The sequence below is a fragment of the Acidiphilium iwatense genome, assembly GCF_021556475.1.
Classification (GTDB): domain Bacteria; phylum Pseudomonadota; class Alphaproteobacteria; order Acetobacterales; family Acetobacteraceae; genus Acidiphilium; species Acidiphilium iwatense.
The window spans coordinates 91254-117013 of sequence record NZ_JAKGBZ010000001.1; the positions used below are offsets into that span (position 1 = coordinate 91254).

The 25760-nt window shown below is 68.0% G+C and carries 25 protein-coding genes; 19 read left to right on the forward strand and 6 right to left on the reverse strand.

Annotated features, from left to right (window positions below):
* Positions 1 to 44: 44 nt before the first annotated feature.
* The 4 genes from L2A60_RS00500 to L2A60_RS00515 all read left to right on the forward strand — a co-directional run bounded on the left by L2A60_RS00500 (position 45) and on the right by L2A60_RS00515 (position 6166).
* Positions 45 to 4430 carry a Hint domain-containing protein gene (locus L2A60_RS00500; RefSeq protein ID WP_235702404.1) on the forward strand — a complete coding sequence of 1462 codons (4386 nt, stop codon included), beginning with the start codon at positions 45 to 47 and terminating at the stop codon, positions 4428 to 4430.
* 37 nt (positions 4431 to 4467) lie between these two features.
* Positions 4468 to 4854, forward strand: coding sequence for a DUF4345 domain-containing protein (locus L2A60_RS00505; protein WP_235702405.1), 387 nt, complete (start codon positions 4468 to 4470; stop codon positions 4852 to 4854).
* A gap of 133 nt (positions 4855 to 4987) precedes the next feature.
* A complete protein-coding gene (rpsD, locus tag L2A60_RS00510; RefSeq protein ID WP_235702406.1) occupies positions 4988 to 5602 on the forward strand; it encodes a 30S ribosomal protein S4 in 615 nt (204 codons plus the stop codon).
* Between the two features lie 369 nt (positions 5603 to 5971).
* Positions 5972 to 6166, forward strand: a complete 195-nt coding sequence (locus tag L2A60_RS00515) for a hypothetical protein (protein WP_235702407.1) — start codon at positions 5972 to 5974, stop codon at positions 6164 to 6166.
* A gap of 4 nt (positions 6167 to 6170) precedes the next feature.
* On the opposite strand, the gene panB is transcribed toward L2A60_RS00515, so the two are convergent.
* Together panB and L2A60_RS00525 are read right to left on the reverse strand one after the other, a co-directional pair.
* A complete protein-coding gene (gene panB, locus L2A60_RS00520) occupies positions 6171 to 6995 on the reverse strand; it encodes a 3-methyl-2-oxobutanoate hydroxymethyltransferase (protein ID WP_235702408.1) in 825 nt (274 codons plus the stop codon).
* A 14-nt stretch (positions 6996 to 7009) separates the two neighbouring features.
* Entirely contained in the window at positions 7010 to 7624 is a 615-nt protein-coding gene (locus tag L2A60_RS00525) for a carbonic anhydrase (RefSeq protein WP_235702409.1), read from the reverse strand.
* A 183-nt stretch (positions 7625 to 7807) separates the two neighbouring features.
* Between L2A60_RS00525 and L2A60_RS00530 the strand changes: the two genes are divergently transcribed.
* The 6 genes from L2A60_RS00530 to L2A60_RS00555 all read left to right on the forward strand — a co-directional run bounded on the left by L2A60_RS00530 (position 7808) and on the right by L2A60_RS00555 (position 15967).
* Positions 7808 to 8962, forward strand: coding sequence for an amidohydrolase (locus tag L2A60_RS00530; RefSeq protein ID WP_235702410.1), 1155 nt, complete (start codon positions 7808 to 7810; stop codon positions 8960 to 8962).
* Entirely contained in the window at positions 8959 to 10251 is a 1293-nt protein-coding gene (locus L2A60_RS00535; protein ID WP_235702411.1) for a hypothetical protein, read from the forward strand. The genes L2A60_RS00530 and L2A60_RS00535 overlap by 4 nt, the downstream gene beginning before the upstream one ends.
* A 6-nt stretch (positions 10252 to 10257) precedes the next feature.
* Positions 10258 to 10989: a DNA repair protein RecO gene (recO, locus tag L2A60_RS00540; RefSeq protein ID WP_235702412.1), complete on the forward strand. Its 732-nt coding sequence runs from the start codon at positions 10258 to 10260 to the stop codon at positions 10987 to 10989.
* 161 nt (positions 10990 to 11150) lie between these two features.
* Positions 11151 to 13379 (forward strand): DNA topoisomerase IV subunit A, encoded by a 2229-nt coding sequence (gene parC / locus L2A60_RS00545; protein ID WP_235702413.1) that lies wholly within the window; start codon positions 11151 to 11153, stop codon positions 13377 to 13379.
* Entirely contained in the window at positions 13366 to 15459 is a 2094-nt protein-coding gene (locus tag L2A60_RS00550) for an FUSC family protein (protein ID WP_235702414.1), read from the forward strand. Before parC ends, L2A60_RS00550 begins: the two co-directional genes overlap by 14 nt.
* A complete protein-coding gene (locus L2A60_RS00555; RefSeq protein WP_235702415.1) occupies positions 15446 to 15967 on the forward strand; it encodes a TIGR00645 family protein in 522 nt (173 codons plus the stop codon). Before L2A60_RS00550 ends, L2A60_RS00555 begins: the two co-directional genes overlap by 14 nt.
* On the opposite strand, the gene L2A60_RS00560 is transcribed toward L2A60_RS00555, so the two are convergent.
* Entirely contained in the window at positions 15958 to 17079 is a 1122-nt protein-coding gene (locus L2A60_RS00560) for a glycosyltransferase family 61 protein (protein ID WP_235702416.1), read from the reverse strand. The genes L2A60_RS00555 and L2A60_RS00560 overlap by 10 nt on opposite strands.
* 35 nt (positions 17080 to 17114) lie before the next feature.
* Here L2A60_RS00560 and L2A60_RS00565 point away from each other — a divergent pair, with 35 nt between their 5' ends.
* Together L2A60_RS00565 and L2A60_RS00570 are read left to right on the forward strand one after the other, a co-directional pair.
* Complete coding sequence (locus L2A60_RS00565) at positions 17115 to 17309, forward strand: type II toxin-antitoxin system HicA family toxin (RefSeq protein WP_235702417.1); 195 nt, start codon at positions 17115 to 17117, stop codon at positions 17307 to 17309.
* 1 nt (position 17310) lies between these two features.
* Positions 17311 to 17703, forward strand: a complete 393-nt coding sequence (locus L2A60_RS00570; protein ID WP_235702418.1) for a type II toxin-antitoxin system HicB family antitoxin — start codon at positions 17311 to 17313, stop codon at positions 17701 to 17703.
* A gap of 10 nt (positions 17704 to 17713) precedes the next feature.
* Here the strand turns inward: L2A60_RS00570 and L2A60_RS00575 are convergent, their stop codons facing one another.
* Positions 17714 to 19228 (reverse strand): leucyl aminopeptidase, encoded by a 1515-nt coding sequence (locus tag L2A60_RS00575; RefSeq protein ID WP_235702584.1) that lies wholly within the window; start codon positions 19226 to 19228, stop codon positions 17714 to 17716.
* 98 nt (positions 19229 to 19326) lie between these two features.
* Here L2A60_RS00575 and cysQ point away from each other — a divergent pair, with 98 nt between their 5' ends.
* Positions 19327 to 20100 (forward strand): 3'(2'),5'-bisphosphate nucleotidase CysQ, encoded by a 774-nt coding sequence (cysQ, locus tag L2A60_RS00580; RefSeq protein WP_407932498.1) that lies wholly within the window; start codon positions 19327 to 19329, stop codon positions 20098 to 20100.
* 17 nt (positions 20101 to 20117) lie between these two features.
* Here the strand turns inward: cysQ and L2A60_RS00585 are convergent, their stop codons facing one another.
* A complete protein-coding gene (locus L2A60_RS00585) occupies positions 20118 to 20282 on the reverse strand; it encodes a hypothetical protein (RefSeq protein WP_235702419.1) in 165 nt (54 codons plus the stop codon).
* Positions 20283 to 20674: 392 nt separating this feature from the next.
* On the opposite strand from L2A60_RS00585, the gene L2A60_RS00590 reads away from it, so the two are divergent.
* Positions 20675 to 21259, forward strand: coding sequence for a YdeI/OmpD-associated family protein (locus L2A60_RS00590; RefSeq protein WP_235702420.1), 585 nt, complete (start codon positions 20675 to 20677; stop codon positions 21257 to 21259).
* 137 nt (positions 21260 to 21396) lie between these two features.
* On the opposite strand, the gene L2A60_RS00595 is transcribed toward L2A60_RS00590, so the two are convergent.
* Entirely contained in the window at positions 21397 to 22293 is an 897-nt protein-coding gene (locus L2A60_RS00595) for an ROK family protein (RefSeq protein WP_235702421.1), read from the reverse strand.
* 78 nt (positions 22294 to 22371) lie between these two features.
* On the opposite strand from L2A60_RS00595, the gene L2A60_RS00600 reads away from it, so the two are divergent.
* From L2A60_RS00600 to L2A60_RS00620, 5 genes are read left to right on the forward strand one after another with little or no spacing between them, the layout of a single operon-like run.
* Positions 22372 to 22620 (forward strand): sulfurtransferase TusA family protein, encoded by a 249-nt coding sequence (locus L2A60_RS00600; protein ID WP_407932499.1) that lies wholly within the window; start codon positions 22372 to 22374, stop codon positions 22618 to 22620.
* A gap of 1 nt (position 22621) precedes the next feature.
* Entirely contained in the window at positions 22622 to 23551 is a 930-nt protein-coding gene (locus tag L2A60_RS00605) for a histone deacetylase family protein (protein WP_235702422.1), read from the forward strand.
* Between the two features lie 38 nt (positions 23552 to 23589).
* Complete coding sequence (locus L2A60_RS00610; protein WP_235702423.1) at positions 23590 to 23838, forward strand: exodeoxyribonuclease VII small subunit; 249 nt, start codon at positions 23590 to 23592, stop codon at positions 23836 to 23838.
* Positions 23835 to 24740, forward strand: a complete 906-nt coding sequence (locus L2A60_RS00615) for a polyprenyl synthetase family protein (RefSeq protein ID WP_235702424.1) — start codon at positions 23835 to 23837, stop codon at positions 24738 to 24740. Before L2A60_RS00610 ends, L2A60_RS00615 begins: the two co-directional genes overlap by 4 nt.
* 23 nt (positions 24741 to 24763) lie before the next feature.
* Entirely contained in the window at positions 24764 to 25735 is a 972-nt protein-coding gene (locus L2A60_RS00620; protein ID WP_235702425.1) for a glycosyltransferase family 2 protein, read from the forward strand.
* Positions 25736 to 25760: the final 25 nt, after the last annotated feature.

Genomic DNA, 25760 nt, shown 5'->3' on the forward strand with positions numbered 1-25760 from the left:
CTTGTAGTTGAATTGTAACCTGCCTCCCATCAGCGGAGGCAGGCATGAGCGGAACGTTGCAGATCGTCGGGCCGGGCGAGGTCGAGTTGATCGAGGGTGTCGCCACCACCTCGCTCGATCTGCTGCCGCCCGGCGGCATCGCCCTGGCCGATTCTAACCCTGCTGCAAGCGTTTCCGTCACCCTGCAAAGCCCGGCCGCGCTGTCGGCCAGCAGCGCGGGCGGCGCGACGATTTCCGGCGTGTCCGGCAACCTGACCATCTCCGGCGCCCTCGCCGCGGTGAATGACGCGCTCGCCAACCTGTCGATTTCCGGCACCGCGCCGGGCACCACCACGATCGCGATTGCGGCGAGCGACGGCACGCTCGGCACCACGGCCACGCTCGCAGTGCAGACCGTGCCGGACGCGCCGCCCGCCTTCGTCGCACCGCCGTCAAGCCTCGCCCTCACCGCCGGAATCGCCACGCCGCTCGGTCTCACCCTCGCCGACGGTGCGGCGTCGGCGCTCGGTGTGCTGGGCGCGGCCCCGGAATCGCTCACCGTCACGCTGATCGCGAGCAGCGGTGACTTATTGCTCGACCCTTCGGCATTTCCGGGCATCGCGATCGTCGGCGATGTCACCGATGCGATCACCCTGTCCGCGACCTCCGCCGATCTCGCCGGGCTGAACGCCGCCCTTTCCGCCATCGCGCTGGAGGCGCCGTCCGGCGGCACGTTCGAATACATCGCGCGGCAGACCGGCGGGCCGCTGACCGCGACCGTCACCTCGGGCAGCCTGACCTATGCCGCGTCGGGCAGCATCGCCGCGAGCACCGAAACCTGGTCGGGCGGCGCAGGGGACTGGCAAAATCCGGCCGATTGGTCGGGCGGCGCGGCACCCGGTCTCGGCAGCACGGTGACCATCGGCAATGGCGCGACACTCGAAGGCGACGGCGTCGCGGCGCAAATCTCGCTCGCGGCGAATGCCTCGGTGGTTCTCGACGCCGCGATCGGCGTCGGCTCCGCCGATCTTGCCGCCGGCGGCACTCTCGCGATCATTGGTGGCAGCTTCAACGCGGGCGGCGTCACTCTCGGTCCGGCCGGCGCGCTGATCGATTTCGGCGCCCTGGTGCTGGACGGGCTGGACGCGCAGGGCACGGCGCTGCTGCCCAATGGTGCGGTGCTTGGCGGCCCGGTCGCGGTGCAACAAGGCGGGTTGATCGACTTTGCCGGGCTGGTGCAGGTGGATTCGGCGGCGGCGACGACCGGCCTCATCGCTATTTCGCTGGATGCCGGCGCCACCATCGAGGGCGCCGGCACGCTGATCGCCGGCAATTTCAGCGAATCCGAAAACATCGCCGGCCCAGGCACCATCCTCGCCCGCGGCCCCGCGCCGCTCACCGTCTCGGCGGGCAGCCTCGGCGGCGGCGCGCATCTGGTCATCGCCCCCGGCGCGGTGCTGGAACTCGGCGCGATCTCGCCCTTGTTCGGCGTGTTTAACCCGACGCCGATCAGCGTCGATGGCTCGGCGACCATCAGTTTCGCACCCGGCGCGAGCGACGCGCGGGATCGTGGCCCCTATGCCAGCGCGCTGGGCGAGCAGGGCGGCGTGCTGGTGCTCGACAATCCCGGCCATTTTTCCGGCACCATCGACAATTTCGCCCCCGGCGACCGCATCGTATTCGGTACCCTGACCAGCCTGTCGGTGTTCGACGTCACCGGCACCTCCTTCGAGGTTTCGGGCGTGAACGCGGCGGGCCAGACCGAGATCGTGACAATCCACGCCAGCTACGCCAGCGGATCGAGCCCGGCGATCGAAACCGACGCCGCCGGCAATCCGGTGATCGGCCTGCGCGCCACCGGCGCCGCCCTCACCGTGAACGACACCCCGGCCACCAGCGCGGAAATCGACGCGGTCGGCGGCTTCGCCACGCCGATCGAGGGGCTCGGCCTGATCGTGCCGAGCAACGGCGGCGCCGGGCTGGTCCTCACCATCGCCCCGGTCACCGGGCTGATCGCCGAGTCGGGCGGTGCAGCGACCGCCTCGCTCACCCTGACCGCCGCGACCGCGCTCGCGCTGAACGCCGATCTCGCGGCGCTCGCCTATACGTCGCGGGGCAGCGGTTCGGGCGATACGCTGCGCTTTACCGGCGGCGGCGGGCTCGCCGGCTTCACCGCCGCGATCGGCGTCGCTGTCACCGCCCCGGCCACCCTCGGCTTCGATGGCGCCAGCGGCGCCGGGTTCGGCGCCGACGATGCCTGGCAGGGCGGCGTCGCCCCCGCGAACGGCGATCTGGCGGTGCTCGGCACCCATGCCGGCGGCCCGGACATCGTCACCGGATCGGGAGTCGCGGGCGAGGTTTCCATCGGCGGAGCTTACGATCTTGCCGGGGTTTTCGATCTGCCCGGCCTGGCCGGCACCGCGCTCGACATCGGTTCCGGCGCGACGGCGCTGTTCGACGCCAACGCCGTCGTCACCCTCGGCGGCGCGGCCATGATCGGCGATGTAACGGGCGCGGGCACTCTGGGCGTCGCCGGAACCCTGGTTGGCGATATCACCGTCGGTGGCGCGGCGCGGGCGGGCGGCAGCCTGCTCGATGTCACCGGCAGCATCTCGGGTTCCAGCCTCGCGATCGGCACCGAAGCGCCGGCAACGGCCGATGTCGCGGGAACGCTGGGTTTCGCGGCCACCACGCTCGGCGGCGCGGCCGGCTCCGGCGCGATCCTCGCCGCCGGCACCGCATCGCTCGGCCTCGGCGCGCTCGATATCGCGAACGGTACGCTGTCCCTCGCCGGCAGCGCCATCGCGACCGCTGGTTCCACTACCCTCGCCGCTGGGTTGCTGGCCATTGGACCCGAAACTGGCCTCACCGCCGGCACGATCGCGATCGGAGTTGCCGCGACGCTGGATCTCGCGGGACATCTCGCCGCCTCGGTACTCGATGCCTCCGGCGCGGCAACCATCGCGGGCGGTGTGGCATCGCTCGCCGGCGCGGTCAGCCTCGGCTCCGGTGCAATGCTCGATTTTGCCGCCGGCACGCTTGCCGCCGCGAGCCTCACCGTCGCCTCCGGCGCCACCCTCACTGGTTCCGGCGCGATCGGTGCCGCCGCGACCGGCGTGTCGCTCATTCCGATCGATGCCGCCGGCATGCTCGAAGCCGAGGGCGGCACACTGATCCTGGGCGGCGATCTCGCCGGCGATGCGGCCATCGCGGCGAACGCGGTGCTCGATCTGGTGGGCGGCGCATCGGGCGGCACCATCGGTTTCGCCGGGACCGATGCCGTGCTCACCATCGACGATGCCGCCACCATGCGGGATTCTGTGGTCAATTTCGCCGCCGGCGACGCGATCGACCTCGTCGGCATCGCGCCCTCGCTGGTCAGCGTCGCGAACGGCACGGTGAGCATCGCCGATCCCGCGCAGTTCGCGCTTGCCACCGGCTCGGGCCAGCCATCCCCGACAGTCTCTGGCGACGGCCATGGCGGCAGCCTGATCACCGCCGGCGGCGCGATGCCGTGTTTCACGCGCGGCACGATGCTGCTCACCCCGGACGGCTACCGGACGGTGGAAAGTCTCCGGCCGGGAGACAAGCTTGTCACCATCGGCGGCATCGCCCGGCGCGTCGCCTGGATCGGCTGGCGCAGCCTCGATCTCGCGACCGATCCTTCGGTGGACGCGTTGCGCCCGGTGGCGATCGCGCCGGGCGCCTTCGGGCCGGGCCGGCCGGGCCGCGTGCTCGCCGTCTCGCCGCTGCACGCCATTTTCGTGCAGGACGCGCTGATCCCGGCGATATTGCTGGTCAACGGCGCCACCATCACCCGCGACGCGGCGGCCTTCGCCGTCACCTATTATCATGTCGAGCTCGACCGGCACGATATCGTGCTCGCCGAAAACCTGCCCGCCGAAACCTATCGCGACAACGGCAATCGCGGCCGCTTCGCCGAATCCCTCGGCGTACCCGGCGCATTCCTGCCCGCCTGCGCCGAACTGATGCTCGGCGGCACGCCGCTCCGCGCCGCCCGCATTGCACTGCACCGGCGCGCGCTCGCGTTGGGCTATGAAATCGTCCATGGCACCCGGCTCGACGCCGCGATCGGCGCGGATATCGTCGTCGCCCGGCGGCGCGGCACGCGCATGATCTTCGATCTGCCGAACCCCACAAACCGGATCGCGCTGCGCACCGCGTGCGGCGTCCCGGCCGAAACCGATCCGGCATCCGAGGACCGCCGCCGCCTCGGCGTCTGCGCGGGCGCGGTCCGCGCCGATGGGCGCATCGTCGCCGCCGAAACCGGCGCCGGATGGCATCCGCGCGCCCCTGCCGACCGGGGACGCTGGAGCACGGAACGGGCGGAGCTTCTGCTGCCACGCGCCGCGCGGCGCATCAGCATGGAAATCCTCGGCAGCATTCCGTGCTGGCAGGCGAGCGCCATGCCTTATATCATGTCTCGCTGATCTTGCGCCGCACCGCAAAAGGCGCATGTGCCATCCCATGCGCGCGACACTCTCCCGCCGGACCCTGCAAATCGTGATAGCCATCGCCGGGCTGGTCCCGATCGGCGCCGGACTTGCCGGAATCATCGCGGGCCCAGGCTTCGTCGGGCAGGTGCTGGCAATCCCGGACCTCACCAGCCATTTCGCCTATCTCTCGGGGCTGCTGCTCGCCATCGGCCTGCTGTTCTACAGCACGATCCCACGTATCGAGCGCCACGCCGCCCGGTTCCGCCTGCTGACCCTGATCGTGGCGATCGGCGGCCTCGGCCGGCTTGCGAGCCTGGCGCTCCATGGCGTTCCCGGACCGTCGATGCTCTTCGGCATGACCATGGAACTCGTCGTCACCCCGCTTCTGTGCCTCTGGCAGTCGCGTATCGCCATTTGACAATCCGCCTCGCCTTCTGTAGCGCCTCCCGCATTGCCGGGAACGCGGACGCATCTTCGGGATGCGCGCCCGTCTCGCTGCGCGTGCAGCGGGGCCTACCGGCGCAACACGAAGAAAAAGGAGTGCGGCACGCATGACCAAGCGTACCGAAAGCAAGTACAAGATCAACCGCCGCCTCGGCGTCAATCTCTGGGGCCGGTCGAAATCGCCGATCAACAAGCGCGAATACGGCCCCGGCCAGCACGGCCAGCGCCGCAAGAAGCCGTCGGATTTCGGCGTGCAGCTCATGGCCAAGCAGAAACTGCGCGGTTATTACGGCAATATCGGCGAAAAGCAGTTCTACCGGTATTACGAGGAAGCGGTCCGCCGCCGGGGCGACACCTCGGAAAACCTGATCGAATTGCTGGAGCGCCGGCTCGATGCGGTGGTCTACCGCATGAAATTCGCGATCACCCCGTTCGCCGCCCGCCAGTTCGTCAGCCACGGCCATATCCTGGTCAACGACCGCCGCGTGAACATCGCCTCCTATCAGGTCCGCGACGACGACGTGATCGAGGTGCGCGAGAAATCCAAGCAGCTCGCCGTAGTGCTCGACGCCACCCAGAGCGCCGAGCGCGACGTGCCGGAATACATGGAGGTCGATCACCGGGCGATGAAGGGCCGCTTCACCCGCGCGCCGAAACTGGCCGACGTGCCCTATCCGGTGCAGATGGAACCCAACCTCGTCGTCGAGTTCTACTCGCGTTAAAAGACTGCCCGTAAATTCTACTCCGGCGGCCATGCAACGCGGTTTTCTCCGCTTCCGGTGCTCACGTGCCTTCAGGCACGCTCCGCACCGGTTCTCGAAAACCACGCCGACCGACTCGCCGGAGCGAATTTCCAGACAATCTTTATGTCCTGTCCGGGTAATCCGTTAATTTCGCGTCATCCGCCCACGCGCACATTGCCAATCGCGCCGGAGCAGGCACTATGCCGGCTTCGGCGCTAGAGCAAGGTAGGTTCTGGTTGAACCATTCCGTTCAATCAGAACCGGCCAGCTTGCTCGCCAAAACAAAAGTAGAGCGTGATTGACTTGAACCGATCACGCTCTACTCCCATTGGTAATGAAAGGGTGAGCATGACATCACTTCGGACCGATCGAACCATCCGCTCCAGGCGGCTCCGGGGCGCGATCACCCTTGCGCTGGGGCTGGTCATGGCAGGCGCCTTGTCGGGCTGTATTTCGCTCGGCGGCGGTTCGCCGCCGCAGAAAACCTATATCGTCGTGCCGCCGGGATCGCAGGCGGTCCCGGTCCCGCCGCCGAACCAGTAAGCGATCAAGACTCGGGCGGAAACGCCCGCGCCCTGACCTCCTCGGCATAGTGGCCGATCGCGCCCCGGACCAGCCCGGCGCCGTCCAGATAGGTCCGGGCGAAACCGGGCACATAGCCGCCGGTCAGGCCAAGCACGTCGTGCAGCACCAGAATCTGCGCATCGGTGCCACCGCCCGCGCCGATGCCGATGGTCGGCACCGCCACGCGCCGGGTGATCTCGGCCCCGAGTGGCGTGGGGATCGCTTCCATCAGCACCATGCGGGCACCGGCTTCGGCCAGGGCGACCGCATCCAGGATCAGCCGTGCCGCCGCATCCTCGGTCTTGCCCTGGCGCTTGAACCCGCCGAACTGCCGCACATGCTGCGGCGTCAGCCCGATATGCGCACAGACCGGCACCGCCCGCGCCGACAGGAACCCCACGGTCTCCACCATGGCGGCGCCGCCTTCGAGCTTGATGACATCCGCCCCGGCCTTGAGCAGTTCGGCGGCGCTGGCAAAGGCCTGCGCCGGTCCCGCCTCGAAGCTGCCGAACGGCAGATCGGCCATGATCAGGCAGTCCGGCGCGCCGCGCGCGACCAGCCCGGTATGATACACGATCTGGTCGAGGCTGACGCGCAGCGTATCGCGCTCGCCCTGCACGGTCATTCCCAGCGAATCGCCGATCAGGATGCCGTCGATCCCCGCCTCCTGCGCCAGCCGCGCGAACGGATAGTCATAGGCAGTGATCAGCGCGCGAATTTCGCCGTCGCGCTTGGCGCGATCCCAGGACGCGATCGATTTCCGGTCCGTCTTCCGCGCCGGCGTGACCTGTCCGACAGGCTTGTCCATCCCGTTCTCCGTTGTCATGGTTCGCCCAGTCCGCCATCCGGCAGGACGCGCCCGAGCGTGCCGGTGCCGACATCGAAATAAAATCCCTGCACGGCCAGATGCCCGGCGTCGCGCGCATCGGCGATCCAGGGAAACGTCGCGAGATTTTCGAGCGAAACCCGCACGGTCTCGATCTCGGCCGCCCGCCGCAGCGCCTCGGCATCGCCGTCCGCGACCGCCTCGGCCCGGCGCTTGGCCGGCTCGGCGATGCGCACCCAGTTCGCGACGAAATCGCTCGCCTCGGCCGGCGGTTCGTGGAGCAGCGCGTGGATGCCGCCGCAACCGCTATGGCCGATCACCGCGATGCGCCGCACCTTCAGCACCTTCACCCCGAATTCCAGCGCTGCCGAGGTGCCGTGATTCGCCATGTCCGGCGCATAGGGCGGCACCAGATTGGCGATGTTGCGCACGGTGAAGATATCGCCCGGCGCGCAGTCGAAAATCATCTCGGGGGCGACGCGCGAGTCGCAGCAGGCGATCGCCAGCGTGTGCGGCTGCTGACCGTCGCGCGCCAGCGCCTCCAGGGCGTCCCGCTGGTGCGGCCAGCGTTCCGTGCGAAACCGCCGGTATCCCTTGATCAGTTCGTCCATGCGCATCCCCTTCGGAACACCAGACTCTATTATTTTGGTGACCTGCTGATTTCTGAAGTCCATGCAAGAACTTCAGGGGCAGGGCACCTGCCTGTAGCAACCTTGGTGCGGTGCGGCAAATCCGCCTCTTGCCGAGTGCCGGAACCGGGGCTTATCTCTTTTGTCCGACCAACAGGTGTTCCCATGCCCGATTTCGCCGCCGAACGCATCGCCGATACGCTCACGACCTGGCGCCATCATCTGCACCGGCACCCCGAAGTGTCGTTGCACGAGGAAAAAACCGCCCAGTTCGTCCGCGACAAACTCACCGAACTCGGTATCCCGTTCGAAGCCGGCATCGGCGGCCACGGCGTGGTCGCCACCTTGCGGCGCGGCGGCAATCGCAGCGTGGGCCTGCGCGCGGATATGGACGCGCTGCCGATCGTCGAGGCCACCAACCTGCCCTACGCCTCCGCCAATCCGGGGGTGATGCATGCCTGCGGCCATGACGGGCACACCACCTCGCTGCTCGGCGCCGCCATCCTGCTGCGCGACGACCCCGACTGGTCAGGCACGGTGCATCTGGTGTTCCAGCCCGCCGAGGAAGGCTTCGGCGGCGCCCGCGCGATGATGGCCGACGGCCTGCTCGCGCGCTTCCCGATGGAGCGCATCTTCGGCTACCACAACTGGCCCGGCCTCGATGCCGGCACGGTGATGATCCATGACGGCCCGATGATGGCCCAGGGCGAGCGTATCGCCATCACCGTGCACGGCCATGCCGGCCACGCCGCGATGCCACATCTCACCAGCGACCCGGTGATGTGCGCCGGACATATCCTGGTCGCCCTGCAATCGGTGGTCGCCCGCAACGTCAACCCGCTGGACGCCGCCGTGGTCTCGATCTGCGTGCTTCAGGGCGCCGAGGCGGAAAACCAGATCCCCGACACCGTCACCATGCGCGGCACCTTTCGCGCGCTGAGGCCCGAAGTGTTCGAGCTGGTCTCGGCGCGGATCAGGGCGGTGGTGACCGGCACCGCCGAGGCGATGGGCTGCCGCGCCGATGTCGTGTTCGAACGCACCGTCGCGGCCACCATCAACCACAAGACCGAAGCTGAACTCGCCGCCGAGGCTGCGGCGAGCATCGGCATGCCGGTCCGGCGCGATCTGCCGCCCACCATGGCGAGCGAGGATTTCGGCTGGTATCTGCGCGAAATCCCCGGCGCCTATGCCTGGATCGGCAACGGCCCGGCGCGCAAGGGCGCGTTCCTGCACAACCAGGGTTACGATTTCAACGACGCGATCCTGCCCGCCGCCGCCACCTATCTCGCCGCCACCGCGAAACGGGCGCTTGCCGGATGAGCACTGGCTTCGAGCCCGAGCTTCCGACGCGCTGGCTCGCCCCGCTCTCGGCCGATACCCGCCGGCACCTTGCCCGGTTGCTGATCGGCGAAGCGGCGGACGCACCCGAACCGGAACCTGCTCCGGCGCTGCGGCCCGAACCGGCGCCCGCCATCGATCCCGCCGCCGCGCTCGCTGCGGCGACGGCCGGAAAAATCGGCCTGGTCAGCGTGTCCTGGCCGGATCTCGCCCATCCGCTCTGGCTGCGTGCCGGCTCGAACGATGCCGCCGACTGCGCCGCCACCATGCGCGACTTCGCCGCGCAGTTGCGCATTCCCTTCGCGCCGAAACGCATCATCGAACTCGGCGCCGGCGCCGGCTATCGCAGCGTCGCCCTCGCCCAGGCGCACCCGGACGCGACGATCGCCAGCCTGGAAGCGGTGCCGGCGCTCGCCCGGCTCCATGCGCTGAACACGCTGCCCTGGCGCCAGATCGCCGGCGCCAGGCTCGCCGTGTCGGAGACGGCGCGGCACTACGCCGTCGCTTCCCATGCCGATACCGGCCGCCCCGCGCTCGCCGCCATGGAAAACGGCCCGATCCAGGCCGTCACCCTGGCCGAACTCTATCGCCGGCTCGGCTGGGACGGCGCGGATGTGCTGATCGCCGACCCGGATTTTTGCTCCGGCCTCGATAGTGCCGCCATTGCGCCGGCACTTGCCGGGATTCGCCTGATCGCGATCGCCCGCCCCGGACCGGACGTTGCCTTGCCCGCCGGACTGCTGGCCAACCTGCCGGAGGCCACCCATGCGCGCCGGGCCAGCCGCGACTACGAGCTGTTCTTCAGGCGCGAATCCGAAACGCCGGTCGCTCCGCCGCGCCGGCTCGCCGCGTTCGATATCGGCGGCGCCGCCACGTCCTGCGAGCGCATCGGCATCACTTCGGACCCCTGGTCGTTCTTCCCGATCAGCGATACCGGGTTCCGGCTGCACCCGAACCCGGCCGATGCACTGCCGCCACGGCTGATCCTGCGCCAGTTTCTCGCCGGGCCCCGCCGGTTCGAGTCCACCTTGCGCCTCAACCATGCCGAGGCACGGCCGGTCCGGTTCCGCGTGGCGATTTTCGCCGGCGAGACCGATCGCGCGATCCATCGCGACGAAACCGTGCTGAGCGCGAGCGAAACCCGGCAATGGTCCGCCGACCTGCCGCTCTATTTCGGCGAGGCGCGGATCGCGTTTTCGACCGAAATGGCCGATCCCGCCGATGCCAACGGCTTCGCCTGGGCCGAATTCATCGATCCGGGCTTTCTATAACGCGCCTTGGAGTGGTCCGAACCCGTCATCGTCCTCAGCATCGCCCCGTATGGCGAGGGCGATCTGCGCGCCGTGGTGCTCACCGAGGCGCAGGGCGCCTGGCACGGGCTCGCGCGCGGCGGCGCCGCGCGGCGGGGCGCCGCGATCTGGCAGGAAGGCAATCTGGTCGCGGCCCGTTGGGTCGCGCGCCTGCCTGAACAGCTCGGCAGCCTGACCGGCGAGCTGGTCCATCCCGCCGCCGCCCTTGCCATGGAAAATCCGCTGGCGCTCGCCGTGCTGCGCGCCGCCTGCGCGGTCGCCGCCGGCGCGCTGCCGGAGCGCGAACCGCATCCCTCGGCGTTTCTCGGCCTCGCCCGCCTGCTCGCCGGCATCGCCATCGAAAACGCGGCACTCCCCGCTTTGGTGCGCTTCGAGGTCGATCTGCTGCGCGAACTCGGCTACGGGCTCGATCTGTCCGCCTGCGCGCTTACCGGGGTCACCGAAAACCTTGCCTTCGTCTCGCCGCGCACCGGCCGCGCAGTCGCGCGCGAGGCCGCCGGCATCTGGGAATCCCGCCTGCTCGTCCTGCCGGCATTCCTGGTCGGCGACGCCCCGGCCGATCTCGCCGCCTGCCGCGACGGCCTGGCGCTGACCGGCCATTTCCTCGCCCGCGACGCCTTCGGCTCGCGCCACGCGCCGCTTCCCCAGGCCCGCCTCGCCCTCTATGACCTAGTGTCCCGATTCGGCAATTCGTCGTAGCCGAACCAAGCGCTCTACGAATTGCCGAATCGGGACACTAGGTAAACATATGGTTCGAGTGTGGTTCATTGTTCTGAAGTTCCTAAAATCGCCACCGCATACGCGTAGGAACTTCAGAACCACCGCACTCGTTAGACGAAGACTGAACGGAGACGATACCCATGCCGGATGATCACCGGGGCACGATCCAGGACACCCCGCTCGCAACCGCACTATCCGAGCGTTATCTGGCCTATGCGCTCTCGACCATCATGGCGCGCTCGCTGCCCGATGTGCGCGACGGCCTGAAGCCGGTGCATCGCCGGCTGATTTTCGCGATGCGCCAGCTCAAGCTTGATCCCGGCTCCGGCTTCAAGAAATGCGCCCGCGTGGTGGGCGACGTGATGGGCAAATTCCACCCGCATGGCGACATGTCGATCTACGAAGCTCTGGTGCGTCTCGCGCAGGATTTCGCCTCGCGCTATCCGCTGATCGAGGGCCAGGGCAATTTCGGCAATATCGACGGCGATAACGCGGCGGCGATGCGCTACACCGAAAGCCGACTCACCGAAATCGCCGCTGCCCTGCTCGACGGAATCGACGAGGATACCGTCGATTTCCGCGCCACCTACGACAACGAGGACAGCGAACCGATCGTGCTGCCCGGCGCGTTTCCCAATCTGCTCGCCAACGGCGCCGCCGGCATCGCGGTCGGCATGGCAACCTCGATCCCGCCGCACAACGCTGGTGAGCTGTGCGCCGCCGCGATCCGTCTGATCCGCGATCCCGAAACGCCGACCGGCGATCTTCTCGATATCGTCCAGGGGCCGGATTTCCCGACCGGCGGAGAACTGGTCGAGGACCGCGAAACTCTGCGCGCCGCCTACGAGACCGGTCGCGGTTCCCTGCGCGTCCGTGCGCGCTGGACCAAATCCGATCTCAAGGGCGGCATGTGGCAGATCGTCGTCACCGAAATTCCCTATCAGGTGCAGAAATCCCGCCTGATCGAGCAGGTCGCCGAACTCCTCGCCGAGCGCAAACTCCCGCTGCTCGCCGACATCCGCGACGAGAGCACCGAACATGTGCGCATCGTGCTGGAACCGAAATCGCGTAACGTCGATCCCGATATGCTGATGGCCAGCCTGTTCCGCGCCACCGCCTTCGAGCAGCGTTTCTCGATGAACATGAACGTGCTCGACGCCGACCGCACGCCCCGCGTGATGAGCCTGCGCGATATGCTGCGCGCCTGGCTCGATCATCGCCATGTCGTGCTGGAACGGCGCTCGCGCCACCGCCTCGCCGCGATCGCCCGGCGCCTTGAAGTCCTCGAAGGCTATCTCGCGGTGTTTCTCAATCTCGACGAGGTGATTCGCATCATCCGCACCGAGGACGAACCGAAACAAGCCCTGATCGCCGCGTTTTCGCTAACGGATACCCAGGCCGAGGCGATCCTCAACATGCGGCTGCGCAGCTTGCGCCGGCTGGAGGAAATGGAAATCCGCAAGGAGCACAAAGCGCTTTCGGCCGAACGCAAATCGCTCGCCGCGATGCTCGCCGACCCCGCGAAGCGCTGGGCGCGGATCGAGGCCGAAATCGAGGACACGCGCAAGCGCTTCGGCACCGGCCCGCTCGGCGTGCGCCGCACCACCATCGGCGCTGCCCCAACCGTTGTCGAGGTCACTGCCGAAGCCCTGGTCGAGCGCGAACCGCTCACCGTCATTCTCTCCGACAAGGGCTGGGTCCGCGCACTGAAAGGCCATGTCGCCGCCGATGCCGATCTCCGTTTCAAGGAAGGCGACCGCCTCAAATTTCTGCTCCGCTGCGAAACCACCGACCGCATCGCGGTGTTCGCCACCAATGGACGCATCTATACCATCCGCGCCGCCGACCTGCCGCGCGGGCGCGGCGATGGTCAGGCGATCCGGCTGTTAGTGGAACTCGGCAACGAGGACGATGTGGTCGCCCTGTTCGTCGCTGACCAAGCCGCGCGCTACCTGGTCGCGAACACGGCGGGCAGGGGCTTCATCGTCGCCGGCGCGGAACTCGCCGCGGAAAAGCGCACCGGCAAACAAATCCTCACGGTCAAACCCGGCGAGGAAGCCAAACTCTGCATCCAGGCATCGGGCAATCATCTCGCGGTGATCGGCCAGAATCGAAAACTGCTCGTCTTCCCGCTCGACCAGGTGCCGGAGATGACGCGCGGCGCCGGCGTGATCCTGCAGAAATACAAGGATGGCGGCCTTGCCGACGCCAAAACCTTCACCCTCGCCGACGGTCTCACCTGGCGCCTCGGCGACAAGACCCGCACGGAAACCAGGCTCGCCGACTGGCTCGGCGCGCGCGGCCAGGCCGGCCGCCTGCCGCCCAGCGGCTTCCCGCGCTCCGGCATGTTCGGCGATGGCGCGGGCTGAAGCCACGCTCGCTGGAATCGCCGATCGCGACCGCGCCGGCCTGCCGTCGATTGCCGGCCTCACGCTGAATTTCCGCGCGATTTCGCTGCTCGAAGGCGTGCGCGCGGCAATCGCGGTCGCCGGCACCATGGCGGCGGGCTCGCTGCTCGGTGCGCCTCGCCTCGGCATCGCGGCTCTCGGGGCGCTGCTCGCCTGCTTCGCCGATCCGGGCGGCCCGGTGCGCGCCCGCCTGCCGCCGATGCTGATTTTCGGCGTGCTCGGCGCCATCTGCTTCTCTGGCTTCGGCCTGATCCTCGCGCGCAGCCCGACTTTCGCGATCCTGCTGGCGGGGGCGACGATTTTCGCCTGCAGCTTCGCGCGCATCTACGGCCAGGGCGGGTTGCAGACCGGCAATCTCCTCGCCGTCGCCACCGTTCTCTCGCTCGATACGCCGGTGCGCGCCGTCTCGGCGGCACTGGCGCCGGGCGTCGCGTTCTGGGCCGGTGCCGCCGGTGCCGCCTTGCTCACCCTCGCACTCTGGCGCATCCGCCCGTTCGGCCCGGCGCGCGCCGCCTTGGCCGATATCGCCGCCGCCCTCGCGTCGCTCACCCGCGATCTGGTCGATCTCGCGGCGGACGGCACCGCCCGTTCCGGTGAGGACGAATTCGATCTCCATGCCCGCGGCCATCGGCGCGCGGTGCGCGAGGCGATCGAACGCGCCCGTGCCGTCACCCTCGCGACTCTGCGGCGCCGCGGCGCTGCCAGCGCGCGCGCCAACGCGATCGCGCTGCGCCTCGCGATTTTCGACCAGTTGTTCGGCGCCCTGATCGCGATCGGCGAGGCGCTGGCTGCCGATCCGGCGCCGCGCCGCGCCGTCGCACCCGCCTTGCGCGATCTCGCCGCCCTGCTCGACGCCGTCGCCCCGGCGATCGAGGCGGATCGCTCGCTCGACATCGACAAGCTGCACGCATCCCTCGCGAGCCTGCGCGAAGCCGCCGCAAGTCTCCCTGCCGGCATCGCGCTGCACCGCCTGCTCGATGTCGTCGCCGAACGGCTCGCGGTGGTGCTGAACGTCTCGAAGGCGCCGGGCCCGCAGCCACTGACAGACGGTACCGCCCCGGACTGGCGCGAGACGATCTTCGGCCCGATCCGCGCCAACCTAACCTGGAATTCAGTGCCGCTGCGCCATGCGGTGCGCACCGCGCTGGTCAGCACGCCGGTGCTCGGCTTCGTGTTCTGGCTGGGCGATCCGTTCGGCCACTGGCTCGCGATCACGGTGATTTTCGTGCTTCAGCCGCATTTCGCGGGAACCTGGGTGCGCGCGATCGAGCGGGTCGCCGGCACCGCGGCGGGCGGCGTCATCGCCGCGCTGATCGGCCTGGTCTGCCACACCCGGCTGGAACTCGCGCTCGCGATGATCCCGCTGACCATGCTCGCCTTCGCGATTCGCGGGGTGAATTACAGCGCCTATATCGCGATCCTCACGCCGATGATCGTACTGCTGATCGAACAGATCGCGCCCGGCATGAATCAGTGGCGCATCGCGGCCTCGCGGGTCGGCTTCACCCTTGCCGGCGGCCTGCTCGCGGTCGCCGCGAATCTCGCGCTCTGGCCGAGCTTCGAGAGCAACCGGCTTGCCTCGGCGCGCGATGAGGCGATCGCCGCGCATCGCGCCTATCTCGCGGCGAGTTTCGCGCATCTGCTCGACCGGGCACCGTTGCCCGATGCGGCGCGGCGGCAGGCCGGGCTTGCCAGCAACAATCTCGAAGCGTCGATCTCGCGCGCCCTGATGGAACCCCATCGCACGCGCGATCCGCTGCTGCGCTCGGCGCTGGTGGCCGATGCCGCGCTGCGCCGCGTCGCCGGGCGGCTCGCCGTGCTCGGTTTCGATCGCGCACCGGCCGCACCCGAAGACCGTCCGCTCTGGCAGGCGTGGCGGGATTGGCTGGATGCCGCGTTCGATCCCGCGCGCGGCCCAGCCTCGCCGGCGCCGGCGCCGGTCGGCGGCGAAGTGGCACGGGAAAGCTTGACCCGGCTCGCGCGGCAGGCGGAACTTGTCGCCGAGGCATTGCATCGTGAGGCCGATCATGAACGGGAGTGACGAAAAACCACCGCGCGCGGTGCGCATCGTCGAGGCGCTGCTGTTCGGCGGGCGCTGGTTGCTCGCCCCGCTCTATCTCGCGATGCTGGTTCTGCTCGCCTTGCTGGTCGTGCGCTTCGTGCTCGAACTGATCCACGCGGTGCCGACCCTGCCGACGATGGACGAAACCCATGTCATCATGACGGCGCTGTCGCTCATCGACCTCTCGCTCACCGCCAATCTGGTCGTCCTGGTGATCCTCACCGGCTACGAGAATTTCGTCGCCCGCATCACCCTGGCGGAGGGCGACCGCAGGCCGGACTGGATGGGCAATATCGATTTCAGCGGGCTGAAGCTGAAACTGATGGGCTCGATCACCGCGATCGCCGCGGTCCATGTGCTGCGCGTGTTCCTGGAGGTGCGCGGCGAGCCGGACCGGGTGGTGCTGTTCCAGGGCGGGCTGATGCTCGCCTTCGTCGTCACCGGCCTGTTACTGGCACTGACCGACCGGGTCGCCGGTCATGGCTGACCGCACAGCGCCGCGACGAAACGCCTGAATTTTCCGGCATCTGCGCGAAACACGCCGGGCGCGGTTTCAGCCACGCCTTCGGTGAAATAGGCGATGCGCTGGCCGCGCAGCGCCGCGATATGCGACTGGTCGGGTGCGGTGAACCGGATCACCCCCACCGCGGCACCCTCGGGCGCGAACAGCGCGTTATGCATGCCCGAACCCGCCTGGCCCAGAACTACCCGCGCCTGCGAGAACCGCCCCACCTGCTCGGCGAATTCCAGCGTTTCGGGATGCACCACGGAAAACCCGAACGCGCGCGTGGCGATATCCGCCAGCTCCGCTTCGTTGGCGAGCACGCGGTTCGGCGCCGCCGGGTTGGAAAATTCGCCGCGCGCCACGAACAGCCGCTCGATCGGCGACGATGGGGGCACCGCGATGCGCGCCGCGAATTCGGCGAACCATGCGCGCGCCGCCGGATGATACCCCGCCGCGCGCGAGACCAGCGGCAGAATAATCGCCCGATCCAGGTCGAGTTGCTCGCTTCGCGAATCGAACCAGATCGCGCCCGCGTCGCCGATGCCGAAATGCCGGTCGAGACTCCGCAGCAGCCAGTCCGGCATCGCCCGGTCGAGCACCGGCATCGCGTCGCCGAACACGGCGGGAAAGCGCCGCGCCAGTAAAAGCTTCGGCAGCATCTCGATCAGGAAATGGCCGAACACCTGAATGCCCCAGCCATGAAACACCAGCGCCGTCCTGCCATCCCGCCGCACCGGTAGGGCGCAGGGCGCGGCGACCAGCGCGTCGCGGAATTTCTCCAGCACCGGCTTCACGTAAACCGGCATGATCGCGTCATCGTCGAGCAGCGCGCCGCCGCGCCAGATCAGCCCCGGCCCGTTCAGCCTGACCGCCATCGGCCCCAGCGACGCGAGATCGAACGGCTCGCCCGCCATCCCGTCCGCGTGAAACTGCACCCAGTGCTCGGCGACCAGTGCCACATCGTCGATGCACAGACGGGGCAAGGGGCGCGGCATCGCCGCCCCCGCCAACCGGATGCGCGTAACCGGCGCATCCCCGAGCCGTACAAGCCCCGACCATCCACCGGATTGTGCCGTTGTCGAATTCAGCCCCATGTTGACATCACATAATTATGTGTATAAATCCACATATGAATAGCCGCCTCGTCCTGAAGGCATTGACCAAAGCCGGATGGCAGACGGTTCGGATCACCGGCAGCCACCATCACCTTCGGCACGACGAACGCCCCGGAACCGTGACTGTTCCGCATCCGAAGAAAGACCTGCCGATTGGCACGCTCCGCAGCATTGAGCGGCAATCCGGCATCACGCTGAAAGAGAACTAGAATGATCCGCTACTACCCCGCCGTCATCGAGAAAGGTACCGAAGGCTACGGCGTGATTTTCCCCGATCTGCCTGGCTGCGTCAGCGCGGGCGACACGGTGCAGGAAGCGGCGCGCAACGCCGAGGAAGCGCTCGCCACCTGGCTCGACCTCAGCACCGAACATGGCGACGCCATCCCCGAGCCCGGCAACCTCGATACCACCCCGGATTGGCTGGGGGATATCGACATCGCTGCCCGCATCCTGGTGCGCTGCGAAACCAAATCCCGCTCGGTCCGCGTCAACATCACCCTGCCGGAGGATTTGCTGCAGGCGGTCGACCGCTATGCGGAGCGGCATGGTTTCAGCCGGTCCGGCGTGCTCGCGCAGGCCGTGCGCGAGCGTATCCGGGCATAGAACTCCGGCATTACTGCTCGTAATGCTCGGCCACCAGCCGGTCGAGCAGCCGCACGCCGAACCCGGTCGCACCCTTAGGCGCCAGCGCGCCCTCCTTGGTGCCCCAGGCCATGCCCGCGATATCCAGATGCGCCCAGGGCTTGCCGTTGACGAAGCGCTTGAGGAATTGCGCGGCGGTGATCGATCCGCCGGCCCGTCCGTTGCCGATATTCTTCATATCGGCGATCTCGCAATCGATCAGCTTGTCATAGGCCTCGCCCAGCGGCATCCGCCACACGTCTTCCCCGGTGGCCTTGCCCGCCGCGATCAGCCGCTCCGCCAGCACGTCGTCATTGGCGAACAGCCCGGCATTCTCGTGGCCGAGCGCGACGATGATCGCCCCGGTCAGGGTCGCGAGATCCACCATGAAGCGCGGCGCGAACCGCTTCTGCGCGTACCAGAGCACGTCGGCCAGCACGAGTCGCCCCTCGGCGTCGGTGTTGAGCACCTCGATGGTCTGGCCGGAATAGGATGTGACCACGTCGCCCGGCCGCTGCGCATTGCCCGACGGCATGTTCTCGACCAGCCCGACCAGCCCGACCGCATCGACCCGCGCCTTGCGTCCCGCGAGTGCCGCCATCAGCCCGATCACCGTGCCCGCGCCGGCCATGTCCCATTTCATGTCCTCCATCCCGGCGGCGGGCTTGATCGAAATCCCGCCGGTGTCGAAGGTCACGCCCTTGCCGACGAACACCACCGGCTCCTTCGGCGCCGGCTTGGCCGCTTTCTTACCCGATTTCCCATGCTCCTCCGCCGGCGTCGCGCCGAGCCACTGCATCACCACCATGCGCGGCTCGTTCTCGCTGCCCTGCGCGACGCCGAGCAGCGCGCCGAAGCCGAGCTTCTCCATATCGCGCCGGTCGAACACCTCCACGGCAACGCCCAGCGATTTCAGCGCCTTCGCCCGGTCCGCCATCTCCTCCGGGCTGAGGATATTCGCGGGCTCGGAAACCAGATCGCGGGTCAGTTCGACCCCCGACGCCACCGCCGCCAGCGGGATATACGCCGTGCGCGCCGCCGCCGCGTCGCCCGCGAGAATGGTCACCCGCTTAAGCTTCGGCTTCGCGTCCTCCTTCAGCGTGGTGCGGTATTTGTCGAACCGATAGCTGCGCAGCCGCGCGCCGAGCCCGGCATGGGCGAGCATCGCCGCATCCAGCCCGTCCGCCGCGATGCTCGCCTGCTCGTCCTTTTGCAGCGCGGCGGCGGCTTTCGCGCCGGCGGTCTCGGCATGATGCGCGGTGAGTTCATCGAGCTTGCCGAGCCCCACCGCAACCACCCGGTCGAGCCCGGCGCCGGGGGCCAGCAGCACGGCGCTCTGATCCCGCTTGCCCTTGAACGCGGCGGCGGCGAGCGCGCGGGCGAGCCCGCCCTTCAGCGCCGCATCCAGCTCGGCGGCGAGGCCGGTGAGCGCCGCGCCCTCACCCAGCAGCAGCGCGAGCGCGCCCGATTTCGGCAAAGCGGCCTTGGCGAAAGCGATGTCGATCATCCGGTCCCATCCCCAATTGTCGTGGCGGCGTTTCGTTTCGCCGCGCACCATGCCCGCCAATTTGGCGTTTTCCAAGCCCCGCGATATCAGCCGCACCCATGAACGCCATGCCGAACGATACCGAACTCCTGGAACTGGCCGCGCGCCTCGCCGAAGCCGCCGGCCGCGAAATCCTCGCGGTCCGTCAGGCCGGATTCACTATTGATCGCAAGGACGATTTTTCCCCCGTCACCCTGGCCGACACGCGTGCCGAAAAACTCATTGTCGCCGGGCTGCGCGACGCCACGCCGGACATTCCGGTCATCGCCGAGGAAGAAGTCGCCGCCGGGCGCATCACCGAACCTGGTGCAAAATTCTGGCTGGTCGACCCGCTGGACGGCACCCGCGAATTCGCCGCCGGGCGCGATGAATTCGCCGTCTGCATCGGGCTGGTGGCGGACGGCAGGGCGGTGCTCGGCGCGGTCGGCGCGCCGGCCCAGGGCATCGTCTATGCCGGCATCGTCGGCCAGGGGGCCTGGAAGCGCGACGCCAGCGGCACCACCAGAATCGAGGCGCGCACCCCGCCGGCCGAGGGCATCACCGTCTACGCCTCGCGCCACTACGCCGATGACCCGCAACTCGCGGCCTATCTCGCCCGCTACAAGGTCGCCAAGCTCACCAATATCGGCTCGGCGCTGAAATTCTGCCGCCTCGCCGAGGGCGTCGCCGATTTCTACCCGCGCCTCGGCCGCACCATGGAATGGGACACCGCCGCCCCCCAGGCGGTGCTCGAAGCCGCCGGCGGCCGCGTCCTCACCATGGACGAATTTCCGCTCCGCTACGGCAAACAAGGCTTCGAAAACCCCCATTTTCTGTGTTTTGGCCGGGGATAGCGGACACCACGTGCAGCTTACGCCCTTTTGCGCGGCTGCACGGCGGCTTCGAGCGCCTGGCGGATGAAACGCTGATACGGCATCCCGGCCTTGGCCGCCCTGGCTTTCACCGCATCCAGCTCGAAGCCGCCGCCGGCCGCGTCGTCATTGCGAGCCCGCGTGACACGGGCGAACCAATCCACACGGCCCGTCATTGCGAGCCCGCGTGACGCGGGCGAAGCAATCCAGCGACCGGAAGGGCCGGCTTACGCCTGTCTTGCGTCTTGCGGATGCACGGCTGGCATGGAATGTCGATCATCCTCCTGCCCGCCTTGAAAGCGCATCGCGGCAAACATTTCTGCTCCGGGCACCACCGCCCGCCGAACCCCATGCTCGGTCGTGAATCACGCCCAGACTATGCACCGGAATTCCGCACCACAAAGGCCCGCTCCATGTCTATGGGGTGACATTGGCCTGAAATCGCGAATTATGCACCAAACGGCAAAATTGGGTGGTTTGCGGATCGACAGCTATCAGACCCGGGTTAACGGAAGCGGACCTTTATCGAATCCACGGACCGCGCTAAGGGTAGAGAATGACTGAATTGCGTTCTGGCCTTCCGATAGTTTCATTTGCTGATCAAATTGCACTGGAGAGCTGGTTGGCGGCGCAACCGAGCGATTCCAACGGTGCGTGGGTTAGATTTCATAAGAAGGGTTCGAGCGTCGCCAGCGTCACCAAAGCTCACGCGATCGACAGTGCCCTTTGCTATGGCTGGATCGACGGTCAACTCGACAAGTATGATGCTAAAAGCTGGTTGATACGCTTTACCCCACGCCGACCGCGCAGCAAGTGGTCGGATGTAAATCGGAAACGCGCGCTGGAACTGATTTCGGAGGGGCGCATGCAGGCGTCTGGACAGTTGGAAATTGATAACGCGAAGGCAGATGGCAGATGGGAGGCGGCGTATGCACCAGCTAGCAAAGCTGAGGTTCCACCGGATTTGCAGACCGCGCTCGATGCGAACCCGAAGGCCGCAGCTTTCTTCGCTACGCTCATTGGCGCTAACCGATATGCGATCTTGTATCGGATTGGCGCGGTGAAGAAAGCTGAAACCAGAGCCCGAAAGATCAGGGACTTCGTTGGTATGCTAGAACGCGGAGAGACCGTTCACGGCTGAAACGACCGCTTTCGGGATCGTCCACTCGGCGGTCCGGTGACCGACATGGGTCGATTTCCGCTGGTGCGAAATTCTTGATTTTCGTTCCAGCGAGGCCCGTTTAAATCGCCGCTGCCCAATGCGATGCGCCGGCTGGCTCACCCCGCCGGCCACAGCCATGCCGCGCCGCGCACGCCCGACGAATCGCCGTGCTTGTTGCGCCGTATCGGCGTCTCGAACGTATCGCTGATCACATAGGGCGGCATCAGCGCGGGAACCCGCTCGTACAGATGATCGAGATTGGACAGGCCGCCGCCGAGCACGATCACGTCCGGGTCCAGGATGTTCACGATCATCGCCAGCCCGCGCGCCAGCCGCTCGGCATGAATATCGAGTGCGCGGATCGCTCGTTCGTCGCCCGCTTCCGCGCGCGCCGGCAGCCCGCCGGCATCGCGCGCGCCGATCCCGTCCGCCTCGGCGGCCAGCGCCGGGCCGGACACATAGGTCTCCAGGCACCCCACCTTGCCGCACCAGCATCGGCGCATCGGCATTTCGTCGGCGCGCGGCCAGGGCAGCGGGGTATGGCCCCATTCGCCAGCAATCCGGTGCCGCCCTTCCAGCACCCGCCCATTCACCACGACGCCGCCGCCGCACCCGGTGCCGACAATCACCCCGAACACGCAATTCACCCCGGCGCCGGCGCCATCCGCGGCCTCGCTCATCGCGAAGCAATTGGCGTCGTTGGAAACCCGCACCTTGCGGCCCAGCCGCGCCTCCAGATCCTTGTCGAACGGGTTGCCGTTCAGCCGCTCGGAATTGGCGTTCTTCACGAAGCCGGTGGCCGGGCTGATCGTGCCGGGAATCCCGATCCCGATGCCGTGGGCCGGTCCCAGCGCGCGTTCGGCGCCCGCGACCAGCTCGGCGATCGTCTCGATCGTCGCGCGATAATCGGGCGGTGTCGGCACCCGCACCCGGTGTTCGAGATCGCCGCTCGCCATCAGGGCCGCGATCTCGATCTTGGTGCCGCCGAGATCGATGCCGATTCGATAGGTCATGGTCCATCCTATGTGCGGGTTCGCTTGTCCCTCTATCCTCCAACGCGGCTCTTGCTCAAGAGGCCGCGAGGCGTCACCATGGTGCCCATGGCGGAAGCGGTGATCGACGCGAAATACCTCAAGGGCCCGATGCCGGTGCTGCGCGCCGCGCGCGCCCTGCGCGCGCTCGATGCCGGAGAAAAACTGCGCGTGCTCGCGACCGATCCCGGCACCGTCGCCGATTTCCGCGATTTCTGCCGCGACAACGGCCACGCCCTGATCTCCTGGAGCGAGGCGAAAGGCGTGTTCAGCTTCACCATCAGGCGCGGCGAAGGCGCGAAAACCTGACATGCCGGTCGCCCTGATCACCCACCCCGACTGTTTCGATCACGATACCGGGCCGCACCACCCCGAGCGTCCGGCCCGGCTGCGCGCCGTGCTCGCCGCCCTCGAAGCGCCCGAGTTCCAGCCCCTGCTGCGCGAAGCCGCGCCCGAAGCGCCGGAAGAGGCGATCCGCGCGGTGCATCGCGACGAGTATGTCGATGCGATGTTCGCTCTGGAACCGGAACCCGGCCAGCACATCCATCTCGATGCCGATACGGTGGCCAGCCCCGGCACGCTGCGCGCCGCCCTGCGCGCCGCCGGCGGCGCGATGCGCGGGGTCGATGCGGTGCTGGAAGGCTGGGCGCGCGCCGCCTTCGTCGCGACCCGCCCGCCCGGCCACCACGCCGAGCCCGACCGCGCGATGGGGTTCTGTCTGTTCGCCAACGCGGCGATCGCCGCCAACCACGCCCGCGCCCACGGGCTGCGCCGCATCGCGGTCGCCGATTTCGATGTCCATCACGGCAACGGCACCCAGGCGATCTTCGAGAACGACGCCGATCTGTTCTACGCCTCCTCGCATCAATTCCCCTGCTACCCAGGCACCGGCCGCGCCACCGAGCGCGGCATCGCCGGCAACCTCGTCAACGCCCCGCTCCGGCCCGATACCGGATCGGCGGAATTCCGCGCGGCGTGGCGCGACATCCTGATCCCCGCGCTGGATTGGTTCGCCCCGGAACTGCTGATCGTCTCGGCGGGGTTCGATGCGCACCGCGCCGATCCTCTCGCCCAGCTCAATGTCGAGACCGAGGATTTCGCCTGGGTGACCACCGCGCTGATGGATGTCGCCGAGCGCCATTGCGGCGGACGCATCGTCTCGCTGCTCGAAGGCGGCTACGATCTCGGCGCTCTGGCGGCGGGCAGCGCGGCGCATGTCCGCGCCTTGATGCGCATCTGATTCGCCGCTACCGCACGGGAAATCCAGGAGTTATTCCGATGCCAACCACGCCGGACCCCGCGCCTGATATTGCGTCCTTCTCGTTCGAGGAGGCGCTGGCCGAACTCGAACGCATCGTGCGCGGGCTGGAATCCGGCCAGCAAAGACTGGAGGACGCCATCGCCGCCTATGAGCGTGGCGCCGCGCTGAAGCGCCATTGCGACGCGCGGCTCGCCGAGGCGGAAAGCCGGGTGCAGGCGATCGTCGCGGGCGCCGGCGGCGCGCTCTCGCTGAAGGACGCGCCATGAATCTCGCGCCGGAGAACACAACGCTGCGCGCGGCGCTGGACGATGCTGCTTCGATCATCGAATCCGAGCTGGATGCGCTGCTGCCGCTGGCCGAAGGCGAGGAGCGCCGGCTGGTCGAGGCGATGCGCTATTCCGTGCTCGGCGGCGGCAAGCGGATGCGCGGCTTTCTGGTGATCGAAACCGCGCGGATGTTCTCGGTCAATATCACCTGCGCGGCCAGGGTCGCCGCCTCGGTCGAGATGCTGCACGCCTATTCCCTGGTCCATGACGATCTTCCGGCGATGGACAATGACGATCTCCGGCGCGGCAAACCCTCCTGCCACAAGGCGTTCGACGAAGCGACCGCGATCCTCGCCGGCGATGCGCTGCAGACCCGCGCCTTCGAGGTTCTCGCCGAGCCCGACACCCATTCCGACCCCGAGGCGCGCTGCGAACTGGTCGCCGCCCTCGGCGCCGCCTCCGGCGCGCGCGGCATGGCCGGCGGGCAGATGATCGACATGGTCTCGGAAGGCCAAACGCTGGAACCGCCGATGATCACAAGGCTGCAGGCGCTGAAAACCGGCCGGCTGATCCAGTACAGCGCCGAGGCGGGGGCGATTCTCGGCCGCGCGCCCGGTCCGCTGCGCCATCTCATCGCCGCCTATGGCCGCGATCTCGGCGCCGCGTTCCAGATCGCCGACGATATTCTCGATGCCGAAGGCTCCGAGGCGACATTGGGCAAAACCGCCGGCAAGGACGCCGCCCAGGGCAAGGCCACCATGGTCTCGGTGATGGGGGTCCAGCGCGCGCGCATGCACGCCGGGCACCTCGCCCAGCAGGCCGCGACCTATCTCGACAGTTTCGGCGAAAAGGCCGACCTGCTCCGGGCATTGGCCGCCTTCACCGTCGCCCGGCGCAGCTAGCCGATGCAGGGCGGGTGAGGGCGATGCGCCTGGTTGCCGTCACCCGCATCCTGAACGAAGACGATATCGTCGAAGCCTTCGTGCGCCACAACGCGGTCCATGTCGGGCACATGATCTTTCTCGACAACGGCAGCACCGACCGTACCCTCGCCATCCTGAAAGCGCTCAAGGACGAGGGGTTTCCCCTCACCGTGTTCCAGACCCTGTCGGCGCGGTTCGACGAAGCCTCGTTCAACACCTGGCTCTATCGCCTCGCCGACCAGATGCACCGGGCCGATTGGGTGATTTTTCTCGACGCCGACGAATTCATCGCGGCCGAGACCGAAACCAGCCTCGCCGAAGCGCTTGCCGGCCGCGATGACGACGATCAGGCGATCACCGTGCCGCTCATCCATTATTTTGACTATGCGGAAGACGACCGGACCGAGCCGGTCGTGCCGGTCAGGATGCGTTGGCGGATGCGCGCGCCCACCGGCACCTACAAAATCTTCGTGCGCGGCGGTCTGGGTACCCGTGTCGTCATCGATGCCGGCAATCACTGCGGATTTCTCGACGGCAGGATGTTACCGGCGCCGCTCGACCGGCGCATCGGCCTCGCCCATTATTCGCGCCGCTCCGGCTGGCAGAACCTCCATAAAATAGTCAATGGCTGGCTCAAGATCCTCGCCGCCGGCGAGGCGGCGATGGCGCAGGGTTGGGCGGCGCATTACCGCGCGCCATTCGAGCAATTGCGCGATACGCCCGGCACGCTCGTCGGCAATCCGCTCTATTTCTCGCCCGGCGCGGACCGTTCGATCGCCGAGGAAGCGCCTCTGGCCTATCGCGGCGGCGCGCTGCGCTATACCGAACCCGCCGATCCCGCGCTGAAAGCCCTTGAACTTCTGCTGCGCTACGCCGAGCAGCTCGCCCGCAGCCATGGCAGGCTGATCGACCAGTCGGTCGAAGCCCGCCGCCTCGCCGATGGCTGGAACGCCGAGCGCCGCTTCCTGTTCTGATCCGGTTTTTTCGGCTATGATGACC